The sequence below is a fragment of the Lacisediminimonas profundi genome, from assembly GCF_008831265.1.
In the GTDB taxonomy this organism is placed as follows: Bacteria; Pseudomonadota; Gammaproteobacteria; order Burkholderiales; family Burkholderiaceae_D; genus Lacisediminimonas; species Lacisediminimonas profundi.
In genome coordinates this window covers 303,829-320,156 of the sequence record NZ_VTTH01000002.1, presented here as the reverse complement: position 1 = coordinate 320,156, position 16,328 = coordinate 303,829, and the positions used below count along the sequence as shown (strand labels likewise).

Genomic DNA, 16,328 nt, shown 5'->3' with positions numbered 1-16,328 from the left:
GGTTTTCTCTGGCGCTCCCCTGCCCTGCGCTTTTCAGTCCGTTTTTCAGTCAGCTTTTCTTTCAGCCGTTCAGCCTCATCTTCAGTCCAACTCGAAAGCGGCCTCGTAGTTCTGCTTCAGCGCCGCGTCCTGTTCGCTTTTTTCAAGGAAGCAGTTGCCGACGGCCAGGCAATCAAGTTCGGTTCCCATGAAGCAGCGGAAGGCATCCTCCGGCGTGCCCACGATGGGCTCGCCGCGGACATTGAAACTGGTATTGACGATCACGGGGCAACCGGTCATGCCATGGAAAGCCGAGATCAGACGGTGGTATTTCGGGTTGGTGTCGGCATGCACGGTCTGCACCCGCGCCGAGTAGTCGACGTGCGTCACGGCCGGAATGTCGGAACGCGGAATGTTGAGCTTGGCGATGCCGAACAGCTTCTGCTCGTCTTCCGTCATTTCCTTGCGGCGCTGCTTGACGACATCGGCAACCAGCAGCATGTAGGGACTGCTGGCATCGAGTTCGAACCAATCGGAGACATGTTCGCGCAATACCGAGGGAGCGAAGGGACGGAACGACTCGCGATATTTCACCTTCAGGTTGAGTACCGACTGCATCGCCGGCGACCGGGCGTCGCCCAGCACCGAACGCCCGCCCAGCGCCCGCGGCCCGAATTCCATCCGGCCCTGGAACCATCCCAGGGCCTTGCCATCCGCCAGCGCCCGCGCACAACGATCGACGATCCCATCGTCGCTCAGGACATCGAACCGGGCGCCGGCCTTGCGCAGCCGTTCCTCGCATTCCGCTTGCGCATACTCCGGCCCCAGGAAGCTTCCCTGCATCAGGTCGGCCGTTCCCACCGGAACCTTGCGCGGCTGGTCCTTGAACAAATGGTAGGCCACGAATGCGGCGCCGAGCGCGCCACCGGCGTCGCCGGATGCCGGTTGCACCCACAGTCCGTCAAACATGCCATCCCGCAGCACCTTGCCGTTTGCCACGCAGTTGAGCGCCACGCCGCCGGCCAGGCATAGATTGGCCGCGCCGGTCTCGCGCCGGATCGAGCGTGTCAGGCGCAGCACCACCTCCTCCGTCACCGCTTGTACCGATGCGGCAAGGTCCATCTCGCGTTGCGTCAGTTGCGCTTCCGCCTTGCGCGGCGGCCCGCCGAACAGCCGGTCGAAGCGATTGCTGGTCATGGTCAGGCCTGCACAGTAGTTGAAGTAATCCAGGTCCAGGCGAAAGCTGCCGTCCTCCTTCAGGTCCATCAGGTGGTCGAGGATCAAACCTGTGTATTTCGGTTCACCGTATGGCGCCAGCCCCATCACCTTGTATTCGCCCGAGTTCACCTTGAATCCGGTGTAATACGTAAAGGCCGAATACAGCAAGCCGAGCGAGTGCGGGAAATGCATCTCGCGCCGCACTTCGAGCTTGCTGCCCTCGCCCCAGCACAGTGAGGTGGTCGCCCATTCGCCGACGCCGTCCATTGTCAGCACCGCTGCCTGCTCGAAGGGCGACGGATAGAAGGCGCTCGCGGCATGGCTTAGATGGTGCTCTGAAAAAAGCAGGCGCTCCTCTGGATACGTGCTGTTTGCGTACGGCGCCAGCGACTTGGATAGCAGGTCTTTCAGGAACAGCTTCTGCCGCAGCCAGAGCGGCATGGCCATGCAAAACGAGCTGAACCCGCGTGGCGCGAACGCCAGGTAGGTTTCGAGCAATCGCTCGAATTTCAGCAAGGGCTTTTCGTAGAAGCAGACGTAATCGATGTCATCCAGCGAAGTGCGCGCCGTTCGCAGGCAGTATTCGACGGCGTTCTTCGGAAAGTCGGCATCGTGCTTTTTCCGGGTGAAACGCTCTTCCTGCGCAGCGGCGACGATCGCGCCGTCCTCGATCAGCGCAGCGGCGCTGTCGTGGTAGAAGGCAGAAATTCCCAATATGCGCATGCCAGCCCTCGGTCAGAACAGCGTATAGATGAACGGCGCCACCGCCGACCCCTTGGCCAGCACCAGCAGGCCACCCAGCAGCAGCATCGACAGCAGGATAGGCAGCATCCAGAATTTCTTGCGCACTCGCATGAAGCGCCACAGTTCCCGGATCAGGCTCATCGATCTCTCCCTAGAATTGATTGTCAAGGCTGTCCGGGCGCGGACCGGGCGGATTGCGATCGACCCAGTAGGTCTGCGCCTTCCTGTTCGCTTTCAGTCTCAGCGGATCGCCGGTCAGGACCCTGCGGATCAGCCCCGCCGGTGTGATCACCAGGAAGAAGATCAGCCCCAGCACGATTGGCGAAGTCAGCTTGTGCAGCATCATCCCGAGCCGCATCCATGCCCGGTTCAGCGGTGCAAGCAGCGATGGAAACAGGAAAGCGGCCACGCCGAATGCGAGCGCGACCGCAACCGCCGGAAGCCGCGGCGCGTGTCCCGAGAACAAGGGGAGCAGCGCGATGATCAGGAACACGCTGGCGAACACCAGGCCGAAGGAACGGTCTGATGACCCGACCACCGGTTCCTCAGAAGTTGGGCTATCCAGCATGATTGCCTCCGGTCGAAACATGAAAACGGGATTCCAGTTGCCTGAACTGCTCCCAATAGCGGCGCAACGTGGCCGATGCGCTGACGCGCGGAACCGGGAACCGGACCTGCTCGCCGGACGTGGCGCGAACGGCACGGAAAGAAGCGCTCGGCAGCGTCTCGATCGACGCCTCCAGGAAGGAACAGAGCGCGCCAAACCGTTGTGCCACGATCCGGTTCGGCACCCGCGCCTTGCGGTGAATCATTTCGAAGTTGTGCGCCAGGATCACGAATTCCTCGCGACCCGATTGCCGCGCCAGCACCATCGCTTCTGCCAGCTCGCCGACAGAACACGCACCGACCTGCGCGTGCCGCAACCGGTTCCTGAAGTCCCTGAATACCGACACCGGGATGCTGCACACGCCCCCGGCCGAGAACGGGGAAAGCAGCATTTCCCGGCCCAATCCGCTGTAGCCGTCCATGCTGTCCGCGCGCTCCAGAGCGGGACCATAGGCGCCGTTGAAGCTGGAGTCCAGCCAGATGTCATTGCGGGCCAGTGCTGTCAGGGTGTTGCGGTTGGCGCCGAAGTTACCGGCCCTGAACACCGCCGGGCGCGGCGCCCCCGCCTCCTGCAGCAACTCGCTGCCCCAGCGTATCAGCGCGGTCTGGTCAGCCAGGCTGTAGGACGCCAGCATCGGCCGCTTGACGCTGCAGTTGGCGATGAAAGCAGGCCGGATCTCGTCGACCCATTCCGGATGCAGATGAAGCTGCACCTCCTGGCCGGCTGCCTTGATCATCGAAACGATGGTCTCCAGGAAGCGCTTTCCGAAGCGCGCCGAAAACAGCGGCTCGACAAAGAACACGCCGTGCAGGCGATGCCGCTGCAACAGGTCGAGGATGTCCTGCAAGCCATAGCCACCCGCACGGCCAGCCACGCCGGTGCTGCCATTGCTGCGGCCGGCCGGCGGCAGCGCCTGCAGTCCATGCACGCAGGTGTCGAAGCACGCAGGAAAGCTGGCGTCGAGGTCGTCCCATCCCTCGCACCAGACTTCAACATCGAATGAAAGTATCACTCGCATCTGTTTTCAGGTTCCGCACACTGTTTCATTCACTCAGTTCATTCGCCCAGTTCATTCGCTCAGCTCAGTCGGGCCGGTCAGGACATTCCATTGGCGGGAGGGCGGAATGCCGGCCCTCACCGCACGGCAAACACGAACTTCCGGGAAACCGTGAAATTGAAGCCCATCGCCACAATTGATCCGAGCGCCACGCCAGCCAGTACATTCGCGGATCCGGCGCCGAACACGGTCAACCAGGCAAGGTACAAGCCGATATTGATCAGCGCGCCCGCGGCCGTCAGGAACAGGTAACGCAGCCAGCTGCCGGCCCCGGCAGTGGAAGCGAATGTGTAGCTGCGATTGAGAGCCCAAGTCACGGTTGCAGCGATTACGAAGGCAAGCAGCCGCGATTCCAGCACTGCCGCATGCCATCGCTGCTGCAGCCACAAGGTGAGGCCGGCGTCGACCAAGAAGCCGATCCCGCCCACCAGGCAAAAACGCAGGAACTGTGCGGTGAGCGCTGGCACTATTCATCCTTGAATGCCGGTATCTGCAGATAGACCAGTCGTTTGAGTTCCTTGCGGCCGCGCGTCACTGTCTCCAGGATCAGGCCTGCGGTGGCCGACAGCGAGGCCAGGATCATGATTGCGCTCGCGAGAATGGCGGTCGGAAAGCGCGGTACCAGTCCGGTCGACAGCCATTCGACCACGATCGGGATCCCGAGCCCGATCGCGATCGCGGCCAGCAGCGCCGAGATCACCATGAAGAATGCCAGTGGACGCTCGTGCTTGTAGAGCGACAGGATCAGCTTCAGGATGCGAAAGCCGTCACGATAGGTGTGCAGCTTGCTGGCAGAGCCGACCGGCCGCTCGCCATAGGCCGTCTTGACCTCGGCGATTGGCATGCGCAGCTCGAGCGCATGCACGGTCAGTTCGGTTTCTGTCTCGAATCCACGGGACAGGGCCGGGAACGACTTCACGAAGCGGCGCGAAAAAACACGATAGCCGGAAAGCATGTCAGTGAAGCTCTTGCCGAACAACCAGCCGACAAAACCGGTGAGCATTGCATTGCCGAGCTGGTGCCCGCGGCGATAAGCAGCGGACGTGCAGTGGACCCGGCAGCCCACCACCATGTCGAGGTTGTCCGCCAGCAGCAACGCAACCATGGCTTCGGCGCTGGCCGGATCGTAGGTACCGTCGCCATCGACCAGCACGTACACATCGGCGTCGATGTCGGCGAACATGCGCCGGATCACGTTGCCTTTTCCGCGCAGGCGCTCGTTGTGCACTGCCGCGCCGGCGGTGCGTGCCACTTCCCCGGTGCGGTCGTTGGAATTGTTGTCGTACACATGGATCCGCGCGGCGGGCAAGGCCTGGTGAAAGCTGCGCACCACGCTTGCAATGGCCACTTCCTCGTCGTAACAGGGAATCAGCACCGCAATCCGCGGCGGCTCGCCAAGTGCCCTCCATGAGTCCGATATCGTTGCTGCCGCGCCGAGCGTCACCGTATCCATCGTCAGGTCCCTCCTGTCCTGTACACGACCACGCTGCCGCCGGGCTGGAGCAGGCGCCGGCTGATATCGCCGGGGAGCATCGCATCCAGCCCTGCAACGCGCACCAGCCGCCCGATCGGGAGCGGCGCCGGCGTAATGACCTGTTCAACTTTCCAGTCAGGCCGCGGTCGATATTGATCCAGGCTCTCCCTGCAGCGCGGGTTCAGCTTGCAGGTTTCGATGCGGTCCGGGTTGTAGAAAAAAATTGCCTTGTCCACCGGCCGGCCTGCGGCGACCCGATCCATTGGTATCCCTGAAAAGCGGAGCAGGTGCCGGACCTTGCCAATGGTTTCGAGATCGCTGTACACCCTCTCGCCCGGATGCGCGGCGACCCATGCCACCATTTGCCGCTCAGTAAAGCGTGGATTGATGTTCTCGACCGACAGCGCCAGCAAGTTCACACCGACCAGCATGGCCAACAAGGTGACCCCGGCCAGGCGGCGCCGGGAGCGCCCGAACAAGTCGACCAGCCACCAGGCGACGGCGATCGATGCGATCCAGGCGGGGACAATGAAATATCGTGGCACCAGATAGAGCCGGGGATTGAGCGCGATGAACAGGAACCAGACCAGCCCCAGCCCGCCCAGCAGCAGCAATGTGCGCTGCTGCATGCTGCGCCGGCCTTTCCACACTGCCAGCATGGCCGGCACCAGCAGCCAGAACACCACGCCATATTTCTGGGTCACGAGCAGGTTCAGCACCGGGTCAAGAAAGACATTGATGCTGAGGTTCCCTTCGCTATCGATCAGACCGCCGCGCTCGACCGTGCGCGCCACCTGGGCGAAGCGATCGACATGGTCGTGATTGAAATCGATCCGGTATCGGTAGAAAGGATTGCCGGTCATGGCCGTCAGATAGCCCCAGTCGATGGCAATCACCGTCGCAAAGGATCCGGCTTGCAACAGGTAACGGCTGCGCGGGGCCATCGGATGAAACAGGAACAGGATGCCGAGGAACAGCACCATCGCCGCAGAGGTTTCACGGGTGATGAAGGCGATTCCAAGCAAAGCCCCGCTGGCAATCCAGGCCGAGGATGCTGCCGGATGATCGAGCGCCCACCGGAATAGCCAGAATGACAGCGAGACGAACAGCAACTCCGGAATATCGATGTCGAGGTAGGTCGATAACACGATGAAGCCCGGAAGCGTCAGGATCAGCAGGCTGGCAATCGCAGCGCAACGGCCGCCGAAATGCTTGCTGACCATCCATGCGTTCAGGCCGGTGAACAGCAGGAAATAGATCGAATTGCTCAGACCGACCGATACTTCGTTCAAACCGAACAGCTTCACCGAAAGTGCCGTCGGGATCGTGATCGTGTGGCGCAATGCCCAATGGTTGTCGCCGACGTACGGGAAGCCCTGCAACCAACCGATCGCGCCGGTCAGGTAGCTCTTGTCGTCACCGCCCTGGAAGCCGACATGAAAGCGCGCCATCATCGCGATGGCGGCCAGCATCAATAGCAAACCGTAAAGCAGCGGCCGCCGCGATCGATGCGATCCTGCCGGCAAGGCCGATCCCGACTTTGCCGAGGCTTCTGCGGTCGCGCCGGCGATGGCAGATCCAGCGGTGGGCCCAATTGCTGACATCGAAATCCAATCTCCCCCGGCAATCCTGCCGCGCCCCGGAGGCACTTGCCCCCGAAAAAAATCGCCGTCTGATGATCTGTAATTTATTGCCCTGTCCCGGATTGGCTTGCTTTGTGCGTGGTACAGGCCGGAGTTGGTTTGGCGGCAGCGGTACGTAGATGGACGAACCAGTCTGTCACCGAACACAACGAAGGCCCAGTGTGGCAGTCGCAAGGGGTACCGACATGAGGTACATCAGCGCTCACCGGAGCGGAGCTAAGCAAAGATCAAACGCCACAAGTAGAAAAAGTGCGGGCAAGCAAAATTTCCACGCCTGCAAGATCGCTTCCAGGAAAACTGGCAGGAGAGCTTGCAGGAGAGCTCGAGAAGCAGGGAAATTGCTGGCGGCGCTCAGCCGATCCGATGGGCAGCACCGACTTTGAACCGGCCTGATGACGGCAAGGCCAACGCATTATTTCCCTTCAAAAACAATCGGACACGCTCTTGATTCGTTTCCTGCCAGCATGGCCGTGCAGTTTGATCTAGATCGTGATCCCGGCATCTGCGGATGAATCTGTATCAGCCTTCAGACAGCGGACGGATGACAAACTCGATCGTCGTTCGTTTAATGGCTCTCATGGTCAATGTTCGGCCTTAAGGCTGGAATCGGGTCAAGACAGCAGCAGCGGACTCTGGCAGGTAGTGAAAGGACTTGGTCAATGGAAGATTTCGCCAACAAGATATGGTCCGAACTTACCGGCATGTGGAAGTACCGGTGGTGGGCCGCTGCCATTTCGTGGGCCGTGTTCGTCGCGGCCAGTGTGCTGATACTGCTCCTGCCTGACACCTACCAGGCCTCGGCCAGGGTGTACGTGGACACGCAAAGCATCCTTAAGCCACTGCTGTCGAACATGGCCACCATTCCCAACCTGGACCAGCAGGTGTTCATCATGAACCGCAGCCTGCTGAGCCGCACCAATATCGAAAAAGTGATCCGCATGGTCCATCTGGACACCACCGCCAGGACGCCCAAGGAGATGGAAAAACTGGTGCAGAACGTGACCCGCGACATCAAGCTGGGTGGCACCGGGCGCGAAGACATCTATTCGATTTCCTACAACCACCGCAATCCCCAGTTGGCAAGGGACCTGGTGCAGGCGCTGCTGACCACTTTCATTGAGGGCAGCGCTGGCGAAAAGAAGCAGGACAGCCAGCAGGCCGTCTCTTTCATCGAAGACCAGATCAGGATGTACGAGCAGAAGCTGGCCGGTGCCGAGACCGCACTGAAGGAATTCAAGATCAAGTATGCGGAGGTGCTGCCCCGCGAGGGCATGAGCTACGCGACCAAGCTGAAGGAAGTGAGCGACGCGCTGGATCAGGCGCAGCTGGAAATGCGCGAAGCCGACCAGACCAGGACCGCCTTGCGTCGTCAGCTTGCCAGCGATTCGCCGCTGTCCGAACAGCCGCCGCCGCCAGCCGACACCGAGCTGGACCGCCGGCTGCTCGTCCTGCACCGTAACCTGGACTCGCTGCAGATGCAATTCACCGAGCGCCACCCCGACATCGTCTCCACCAAGCGCCTGATCGGCGAACTGGAAGAGCGCCGCGCCCGCGAGCAAGCCAATGTCCGGGTGAATCCTACGCGCCGCATTTCCGGGCCGGTGATGCAGCAATTGTCGGCCTCGCTGGCCGAGGCGGAAGCCACCTATGCCGCAATGGGTGCGCGGGTGTCCGAATATGCCAGGCGCCACGCCAAGCTCAAGGCGATGCTGCGAACCGTGCCGGAAGTGGAGTCGCAGCTCACCGGCCTGAACCGGGACTATCAGGTCAACAAGGAAAATTACGAAAAGCTGATCAACCGGCGCGAAGCCGCCAGGCTGTCCGAGGATCTCAATTCGGCAGGCATGGTCAAGTTCAGGATCATCGACGCCCCCGTGGTGCCCAAGAAACCGGCCGGCCCGAACCGATTCCTGCTGCTCTCGGTCGCGCTGGTGCTTGCGCTTGCTGCCGGTGTCGTCGGCGTCCTGCTGCTGAACCGCTTGCGGCCCGCTTTCATGAACCAGGCCGCCTTGCGGGAGATCACCGGACTGCCGGTCCTGGGCTGTGTGACGCTGAACCGGAACACGGTGCAACGGACGCGGGAAATGCGCGGTGTCTACGCATGGAGCCTGGCTTTCGGCGCACTCGCCCTGGCCTACGCCGGCATGATTTTGAAGATCAGGTAAAGGGTTGGATTGAAAGGCGTGGACTGTAAGCAGGGACCAGCGCCGCAAGGTGCCGGCGGGGCGGATCGGTAACAGGGACTGTGCGTGCCAACTGGCGCGCATGCCCGCAACGACGGAGGCCGGTATCTCATGAGCATCATAGAAAACGCTGTCAGGCGCCTCAACCAGACCAGTGGCATCGAGCCCGAAGCCAGGCCGGAGTCCGGGTCGGCCAGCGCGGCAGCGCAGGGTGCCAGGCGCGCGGAAAACAAGGAGGCGTGGCATCCCGACGATGCCGGCACGCGTGCCGGGACACTGCGCCCAGTTGCGCCCCGCGAACAGCTGGATATCGATCTGGAGCGATTGCGCGAGAGAGGAATGGTGGTGGCGAGCAACGAGCGCAGCGCCATCGGCGAGGAGTTCCGGACCATCAAGCGTCCCCTGCTATTGCAGGTCGCGAGCCAGCGCGGGATCGAGACCCGGTCCGGCAGGCCTGCCAACGTCATCATGGTGACCAGCAGCGCGCCGGGCGAAGGAAAGACCTACTGTGCCGTCAACCTGGCCATGAGCATCGCCTATGAAAAGGACTATCAGGTGCTGCTGGTCGACGCGGATGTGGCTCGCCCTTCCGTGCCGAGGACGCTGGGCCTGCCGGAGCGGCCGGGATTGATGGACGTGCTGCAGGAAGGCGGCCCTGACCTGGAAGACGCGATCATCGATACCAACGTTGCGTCCCTGAGCATTCTCACTGCCGGCACCAAGGACCGGCATGCGACGGAACTGCTGTCCAGCCAGGGCATGGCCCGGCTGGTGGCGGAGATGGCGAACCGATTTCCGGACCGGATCGTGATTTTCGACTCGCCGCCGCTGCTGGCAACCTCCGAATCCCAGGTACTGGCCAACCACATGGGGCAGATCGTGGTGGTGGTGGAAGCCCTGAACACGACCCAGCGCCAGCTCAAGGAAGCCCTCCACATGCTGGACGGTCGTCCCGATGTCAGCCTGATCTACAACAAGGCGCGCCGCTTTTCCAGCGCCGCGATGTACGGCAGTTATTACTGACAAGCACTGACACGCCCCCATGAGCCCTCCCCCAGTCCCCTGCCCGCGCTTCCGACTTAATCTCGTCATGCCGGCAGTGTTGCTGCTGTTCTGCGCCGAGGCTCGGCCGGCGCAATGGACCATCGTCCCCAGCATCGGATTGCGGGAGGCGTACACCGACAACGTCGCACTGACCCCGTCCCCTCGTGCCAGCAGCGACTGGGTGACCGAGCTGGTGCCGGGCATCACGGCGGCTGCCGTCGGTCCGCGCTTCCGGTTCTCCGGCAGCTATGGCCTGCACCTGCTCGACTACCGCCGAAGCGGAAGCAACGATGCGCTGAACAACGGCAGCCTGACGGCCAACGGTGAACTGGTAAAGGACTGGCTGTTCATCGACGCCGCGGCGTCCGTGACACAGCAAAACATATCGGGATTCGGCCCGCAGTCGGTAGACCTGATCAACGACACCGCCAACCGTACCGAAGTGCGCAACGTACAGGTGAGCCCCTACCTGCGCCGCCAGTTCGGAAGCTTCGCCATCGGAGAAGCACGCTACACGGCGCAAAGCATCCGCACTACCAGCGGCGACCTGCTCAATGCCGACGCGCACCGGGTCACGGTGGATGTCAGCAGCGGCAGCGAATTCGCCCGCTGGGGATGGGATGTGCTGCTTGACCGGCAGAAGATCGACTACCTGAATGCGTTTCCGCTCGAGTTCAACCGCTACACCGCCAAGCTGCGCTACGCCATCACGCCGCGACTGGCCGCCCACATCATAGGCGGACATGAGGACAACGACTATCCCGCGCTTGGCGCAGAGGGTAATGGCCGGGTGTGGGCCGGCGCCGTCACATGGGCCCCATCCGAAAACACCATTGTGTCGGGCAGTGCGGGGCATCGCTTCTTTGGCCGCACCTTCAACCTGCTGGCCAGCCGGCGCACACAGCGCAGCGCCTTCACCCTCGGCTACAGCGAAGATGTCACGACCCTGGCCGGGATCGGCTCGACCGGCACCTTCGACACGGTGCGCATGCTGAGCGCCTTGGCCAACGCGAACGCGCCGACCATCCAGAACCTGCCCCCGGGTTTCAGCCAGTCCGGGCCGAATCCATACGGGAGTGCGGGAACGCTTGCGATGCCAGTGCCTCAGTCACAGGCACAGCGTGCGCAGCGCCAGGATCAGCTGCCGATACTTGCACCAGGCTCCGACGCCGCCATCGCGGAAGCGGCCGCGGCGACTGCGGGAGGCGCGCAACGCCCGTCCGCAGCCCCGCAAGCCGCGGGCGCGGACCAGCGCCGGATCATGCCGTCCGACTCGGGACCAGCCGGCCTGGCACGCGGGGAATCTGCTGGCGATACAAGGGGAGACAGGCTTGATGCTGCGGGTGGCGAGACCGCCGGCGAGACGCTGCCAGCGCCCGGCCTTCCACGCACATCGGCAACGCCTTCACGTCCCACGGCCACTCCTGCTCGACCGGTTCGCCAACCGGTGAGGCCAAGCGCGTACCAGGACCGCGCCATGGCGGCAGAGGCTGGCATTGCAGGCGAAGCGGCCGCAGGCGAGGCGGCAAGAGTCGCGGCGCCGCCCGAAGCTGGGCCTCCGGGCACGATTCCAGTCCCAGCCTTCGCGGGCCAGGCCGCGGTCCCGGTCCCGCCCGGCTGGGGCAACCCGATCGCGCCGATAATTCCGCAAGCTGCAGCGGCACTGGCAAGCAGCACCGCCCAGCAGAACCTGCTCGATCCGTTTGCGCGCAACACCGGGCTGCCCGGCGGGCTGGGAGGGTTCAGCTATGGCTTGTCGAATCGCGTCTACCTGCAAAAGCTGCTGCAGGCCACCTTCGAGCTGACCGGCGCCAGGAACAACATGATGGTCCGCTTGTTCGCGACCCGTCGCGAGCCCTTGAGCATCGCGAGCACACCGGTAGCGCCACCACCTACCGCGCTCCCGTTCCAGGACGACAACAGCAGGCAGGCAGGGGTGAACCTCTCCCTGACCCATCATCTTTCTCCGCGCACGCACCTGAACCTCGGCGTGAATTATGCGCGGCTGCATTCCTACCTTGACGGCCGCACCGACCGCGATGGCAGCGTGCGCATCGCGCTCGCCAGGCGGCTCCGGGACAAGGTCAGCGCATCGATCGAATTCCGCCGCCAGCAGCGCAGTTCCTCCATGTCCGACGTGGACTACAAGGAGAACGCGGTGATCGCCTTCCTGTTCATCCAGTTGTAACAATGTGGTGCCCTGAATGTACAACGACTATTACGGTTTCAACGCCAAGCCCTTCCAGCTCAAGCCAGATCCGGATTTTTTCTTTGGCAGCAAGGGCCACAGCCGGGCAATGGCCTATTTGCAGTACGGCCTGTCGCAGGACGAGGGATTCATCGTCATCACCGGCGATGTTGGCGCTGGCAAGACCACGCTGGTGCGTAACCTGTGCCGCCGCTTGCCGGCCGACCGGATCGTGGTGGCCAATATCGTCAACAGTGCGCTCGACAACTCGGTCGACGTATTGCGGATGGTATTGGCAGCATTCAGGCAGCCGTTCGAAAACATCAGCAAGGCCGCCATGCTGATGCGGCTTGAAATGTTCATGAACGAATGCCATGGCCGCGGCAAGCGGCTCTTGCTGATCGTCGACGAAGCCCAGAACCTGTCACGGCCCGCGCTGGAAGAACTGCGCATGCTGTCCAACCTGCACATCGGCGACACGCCGATGCTGCAGACCTTCCTGCTCGGACAGCCGGAGTTCCGGGAAACAATGATGAGCGTCGAAATGTCGCAGCTGCGCCAGCGGGTGCGGGCAACCTATCACCTGGGCCCGCTCGACGAGGACGAAACCAGGACCTATATCGAGCATCGCCTGCATCGTGTTGGCTGGCGCAACGACCCCGAAATAGACGGCGATGCGCACCGCGCGATCCATAGCCATGCCGGCGGCATTCCGCGCAATATCAATACGCTGTGCGACCGCCTGTTCCTGATGGGATACCTGGAGGAGCTGCATCACTTCGGCGGCCTGGAAGTCCAGCAGGTGATAGACGACCTGCAACAGGAGTTCAGCGTGCCGCCGACAATGATGCAACAGATCGGCTCGTCCAGCGCCGGCGCTGCCGCCGCGGCTGGACAGCAGCAAATCGAACAGGTGCAGGAGCAAGTCGAGCGCATGGAGTCGTCCCTGGCGTCGATGCTCGACGCCCTGCGCAAGCTGGTGACGCCAAGCCGCATGAACGGAGCTTCCGGGAAGGACCGCTGATGAGCACGAACCCCGACCGCCGGGACGGCTGCGACATCATGTGCGTGGTCGGCGCCCGCCCGAATTTCATGAAGATCGCGCCGGTCATCGCTGCCCTCGCTACCCAGGCGCCGGCGCTACGCGTGACGCTGCTGCATACCGGGCAGCACTATGACCAGGCAATGAGCCGTCAATATTTCGAGGCGCTCGGCATCCCGCGTCCGGATATCGATCTCGAGGTGGGGCCCGGTTCCCATGCCATGCAAACAGCCGAGATCATGCGCCGCTTCGAGCCGGCGCTGGAGCGACTCGCGCCGCGCGCGTTGCTGGTGGTCGGCGACGTCAATTCGACCCTGGCCTGCGCGCTGGTCGCCGCAAAGAAGCAGGTGCCCGTGATCCATGTGGAAGCCGGCTTGCGCAGCTTCGACCGCAGCATGCCGGAGGAGATCAACCGCGTCCTGACCGACCAGATCTCGACCCTGCTGTTCACCACCGAGAGCGATGCCCGCGACAACCTGCTGCGCGAAGGCATACCGGCAGGCGCGATCCATCACGTCGGCAACGTGATGATCGACACGCTGCGCGCCAGCCTCGGGCGGGCCGTAAGCTTCGAACAGAGCGTCAGTCCTGTGGATCGGGATCGGTTCAAGCTACGGGCGGGAAACTACGCGGTGTTGACGCTGCACCGTCCCTCCAACGTCGACGACCCCGCGGTGCTGGCCACTCTGGCGGATGTTATCTCGCAGGTGAGCCGTGCGCTACCGGTCCTGTTTCCGGTGCATCCGCGCACAGCGGCCATGCTGGAAAAATTCGGCTTGCTGCCGCGGGTGCGCGCTGGCCGGGTCGCGCTGCTTGCGCCGGCCGGCTACCTGGAGATGCTCGGGCTGATGAAGGATGCGCGCCTGGTGCTGACCGATTCCGGCGGCATACAGGAAGAAACCACAGCCCTGGGCGTGCCATGCCTGACGCTGCGCGAGGCGACCGAGCGTCCGGTCACGGTGATCGAGGGGACCAATACGGTGGTGGGACGCGACCCGGCCAGGATACTGGCGGCGGTCGACGATGTGCTGCTGCACGGCGGCAAGACAGGAAGAATCCCGGCTTATTGGGACGGCAAGGCTTCGATCCGCATCGCCGATGTGCTGCGCGACTGGATAGGCGATCGGATGGATAGCGAAGTCTGGATGGATCACCACATCATGGAGCAAACCGATGGACCACCCGCAGTATCAGCATCTGCTGACGCACCCGCAGGCGGCTGATATCCCGCAGGCGGACGCGATCCGCAACGCAATGAGCATAGACGTCGAGGACTATTTCCACGTCTCTGCCTTTGCGCCTTACATATCGCGCGACAGCTGGCCGGATCTTGCCTGCCGGATCGAGGCCAACATGGAATGGATCCTGGGCCTGACCGCAGCGCTGGATATCAAGGCGACCTTCTTCGTGCTCGGCTGGATAGCAGAACGCTATCCGCATCTGGTCAAGCGGGTGCACCAGGCCGGCCATGAAGTTGCCAGCCACGGCTATGGCCATCAGCGCGTGAATGAAATGACGCCCGAGGCCTTCTTGCGCGATGTGTCCACCACAAAATTGATACTTGAGCAGCTGACCGGCCAGCCGGTGGTGGGCTATCGGGCACCCAGCTTTTCCATCGGCCACGGCAACCAATGGGCGTGGGACGTGCTGCAGGCGGCAGGATATCGCTACAGCTCGAGTGTCTATCCGATTCGCCATGATCACTATGGCATGGCGGATGCGCCGCGTTTCCCGTTCTATCCGCGGGATTATGGCGGGCTACTGGAAATTCCCATTACCACGGTGCGCATGCTCGACACCAATCTTCCAGCTGGCGGCGGCGGCTATTTCCGCCTGCTGCCGTACCCGGTGTCGCGCTGGATGATCAATCATGTCAACACCGAATACAGCGCGCCCTGCATCTTCTATTTCCATCCCTGGGAGATCGATCCCGAGCAGCCCCGGCCGTGCAACCTGAACATGCAGACGCGCTGGCGCCACTATCTCAACCTCGGCAGGATGCGATCGCGGATAGAGTTGCTCGCGCATGATTTTCGCTGGGATCGGATCGACCGGATTTTTCTCGATCGCACATGGATGCACTGAACCAGGTCCTACGGCAGGATATTGCCCGCTGCGCCGGCCGGATCGACGTGCGCGAGCTGGATAGCGGCGAAGGCGCGCGCTGGGACCGGTTTGTCCAGTCGTGCCCGCAGGCGACATTTTTTCACCGCGCCGGATGGAAGACCGTGATCGAGAACGCCTTCGGCCACCGGACCTGGTTCTACTACGCCGAACGCGACGGCGAGATTGCCGGCGTGCTTCCGCTGGCGCAGATAAGGAGCCGCCTGTTCGGACATTCACTGCGCGCGTTACCGTTCTGCGTCTACGGCGGGATTGCTGCGGATGATCCGGCGGCTGCGCTGGCGCTGGACCAGGCGGCGCAGGATCTGGCCGCGCGGCTTGGCGTGGACTACCTGGAGTACCGGCATCTCGAACGGCGCCATCCGGATTGGCCGGAGAAGCCGCTTTACGCCACCTTCCGCAAGGCGATCTGCGCCGATGACGAGGCCAACCTGCTTGCCATCCCCCGCAAACAGCGGGCCATGGTAAGGAAGGGAATCAAGGCCGGCCTGACCAGTCATGACGGCCAGGATCCGGATCGCGTGTACGAGGTCTATTCGCGCAGCCTGTTGCGGCTTGGCACCCCGGCATTCCCGCGCAAGTATTTCCGTCTCCTGAGCGATACCTTCCGGCGCGACTGCGACAGCCTGATCGTGGAACACCAGGGCCGGACGATCGCCGGCGTAATGAGCTTTCATTTCCGCGACGAGGTGCTGCCCTACCATGGCGGCGGCATCGACGCCGCGCGCGATGTCGCCGGCAACGATTTCATGTACTGGGAGCTGATGCGACGGTCGGCCTTGCACGGCAGCAGGCTGTTCGATTTCGGCCGCAGCAAGCTCGGCACCGGCTCCTTCGATTTCAAGAAAAACTGGGGATTCGAGCCGCAGCCGCTGCACTACGAATACCAGTTGCACCGGGCGCAATCGATACCCGATCACAATCCGCTCAATCCGAAGTACCGGCTATTCATCCAGGCCTGGCAGCGTCTTCCGCTCTGGGTAGCGAACGCGGTCGGGCCGCATATCGTCAAGGACCTGGGCTAG

Annotated in this window: 14 protein-coding genes; 7 read left to right on the top strand and 7 right to left on the bottom strand. The window is 62.7% G+C overall.

The window, feature by feature from the left end; genetic code table 11:
* Positions 1-81: 81 nt before the first annotated feature.
* The 7 genes from FVE66_RS07065 to FVE66_RS07040 form a co-directional block, all read right to left on the bottom strand.
* Positions 82-1,920 carry a carbamoyltransferase family protein gene (locus FVE66_RS07065; RefSeq protein WP_151446699.1) on the bottom strand — a complete coding sequence of 613 codons (1,839 nt, stop codon included), beginning with the start codon at positions 1,918-1,920 and terminating at the stop codon, positions 82-84.
* Positions 1,921-1,932: 12 nt separating this feature from the next.
* Positions 1,933-2,082, bottom strand: a complete 150-nt coding sequence (locus tag FVE66_RS20280) for a DUF5989 family protein (protein WP_166454473.1) — start codon at positions 2,080-2,082, stop codon at positions 1,933-1,935.
* 10 nt (positions 2,083-2,092) lie between these two features.
* On the bottom strand, positions 2,093-2,509 hold the full coding sequence (locus tag FVE66_RS07060; RefSeq protein ID WP_151446698.1) for an SxtJ family membrane protein: 417 nt from the start codon (positions 2,507-2,509) through the stop codon (positions 2,093-2,095).
* On the bottom strand, positions 2,499-3,566 hold the full coding sequence (locus FVE66_RS07055; RefSeq protein ID WP_151446697.1) for a polysaccharide deacetylase family protein: 1,068 nt from the start codon (positions 3,564-3,566) through the stop codon (positions 2,499-2,501). Before FVE66_RS07055 ends, FVE66_RS07060 begins: the two co-directional genes overlap by 11 nt.
* 116 nt (positions 3,567-3,682) lie before the next feature.
* Positions 3,683-4,072, bottom strand: coding sequence for a GtrA family protein (locus FVE66_RS07050; protein WP_161993206.1), 390 nt, complete (start codon positions 4,070-4,072; stop codon positions 3,683-3,685).
* A complete protein-coding gene (locus FVE66_RS07045) occupies positions 4,072-5,058 on the bottom strand; it encodes a glycosyltransferase (protein WP_151446695.1) in 987 nt (328 codons plus the stop codon). Before FVE66_RS07045 ends, FVE66_RS07050 begins: the two co-directional genes overlap by 1 nt.
* A 2-nt stretch (positions 5,059-5,060) precedes the next feature.
* Entirely contained in the window at positions 5,061-6,551 is a 1,491-nt protein-coding gene (locus FVE66_RS07040; protein ID WP_206668725.1) for an ArnT family glycosyltransferase, read from the bottom strand.
* An 830-nt stretch (positions 6,552-7,381) separates the two neighbouring features.
* On the opposite strand from FVE66_RS07040, the gene FVE66_RS07035 reads away from it, so the two are divergent.
* From FVE66_RS07035 to FVE66_RS07005, 7 genes are all read left to right on the top strand, one after another.
* Complete coding sequence (locus FVE66_RS07035) at positions 7,382-8,887, top strand: XrtA system polysaccharide chain length determinant (protein WP_151446693.1); 1,506 nt, start codon at positions 7,382-7,384, stop codon at positions 8,885-8,887.
* A 129-nt stretch (positions 8,888-9,016) separates the two neighbouring features.
* Positions 9,017-9,928 carry an XrtA-associated tyrosine autokinase gene (locus tag FVE66_RS07030; RefSeq protein WP_151446692.1) on the top strand — a complete coding sequence of 304 codons (912 nt, stop codon included), beginning with the start codon at positions 9,017-9,019 and terminating at the stop codon, positions 9,926-9,928.
* Between the two features lie 19 nt (positions 9,929-9,947).
* On the top strand, positions 9,948-12,137 hold the full coding sequence (locus FVE66_RS07025; RefSeq protein WP_151446691.1) for a TIGR03016 family PEP-CTERM system-associated outer membrane protein: 2,190 nt from the start codon (positions 9,948-9,950) through the stop codon (positions 12,135-12,137).
* 16 nt (positions 12,138-12,153) lie between these two features.
* Complete coding sequence (locus tag FVE66_RS07020; RefSeq protein WP_151446690.1) at positions 12,154-13,161, top strand: XrtA/PEP-CTERM system-associated ATPase; 1,008 nt, start codon at positions 12,154-12,156, stop codon at positions 13,159-13,161.
* On the top strand, positions 13,161-14,402 hold the full coding sequence (gene wecB, locus FVE66_RS07015; protein WP_151446689.1) for a non-hydrolyzing UDP-N-acetylglucosamine 2-epimerase: 1,242 nt from the start codon (positions 13,161-13,163) through the stop codon (positions 14,400-14,402). The genes FVE66_RS07020 and wecB overlap by 1 nt, the downstream gene beginning before the upstream one ends.
* Positions 14,353-15,264, top strand: a complete 912-nt coding sequence (locus FVE66_RS07010) for an XrtA system polysaccharide deacetylase (RefSeq protein ID WP_151446688.1) — start codon at positions 14,353-14,355, stop codon at positions 15,262-15,264. The genes wecB and FVE66_RS07010 overlap by 50 nt, the downstream gene beginning before the upstream one ends.
* Positions 15,252-16,328 (top strand): FemAB family XrtA/PEP-CTERM system-associated protein, encoded by a 1,077-nt coding sequence (locus FVE66_RS07005; RefSeq protein ID WP_151446687.1) that lies wholly within the window; start codon positions 15,252-15,254, stop codon positions 16,326-16,328. Before FVE66_RS07010 ends, FVE66_RS07005 begins: the two co-directional genes overlap by 13 nt.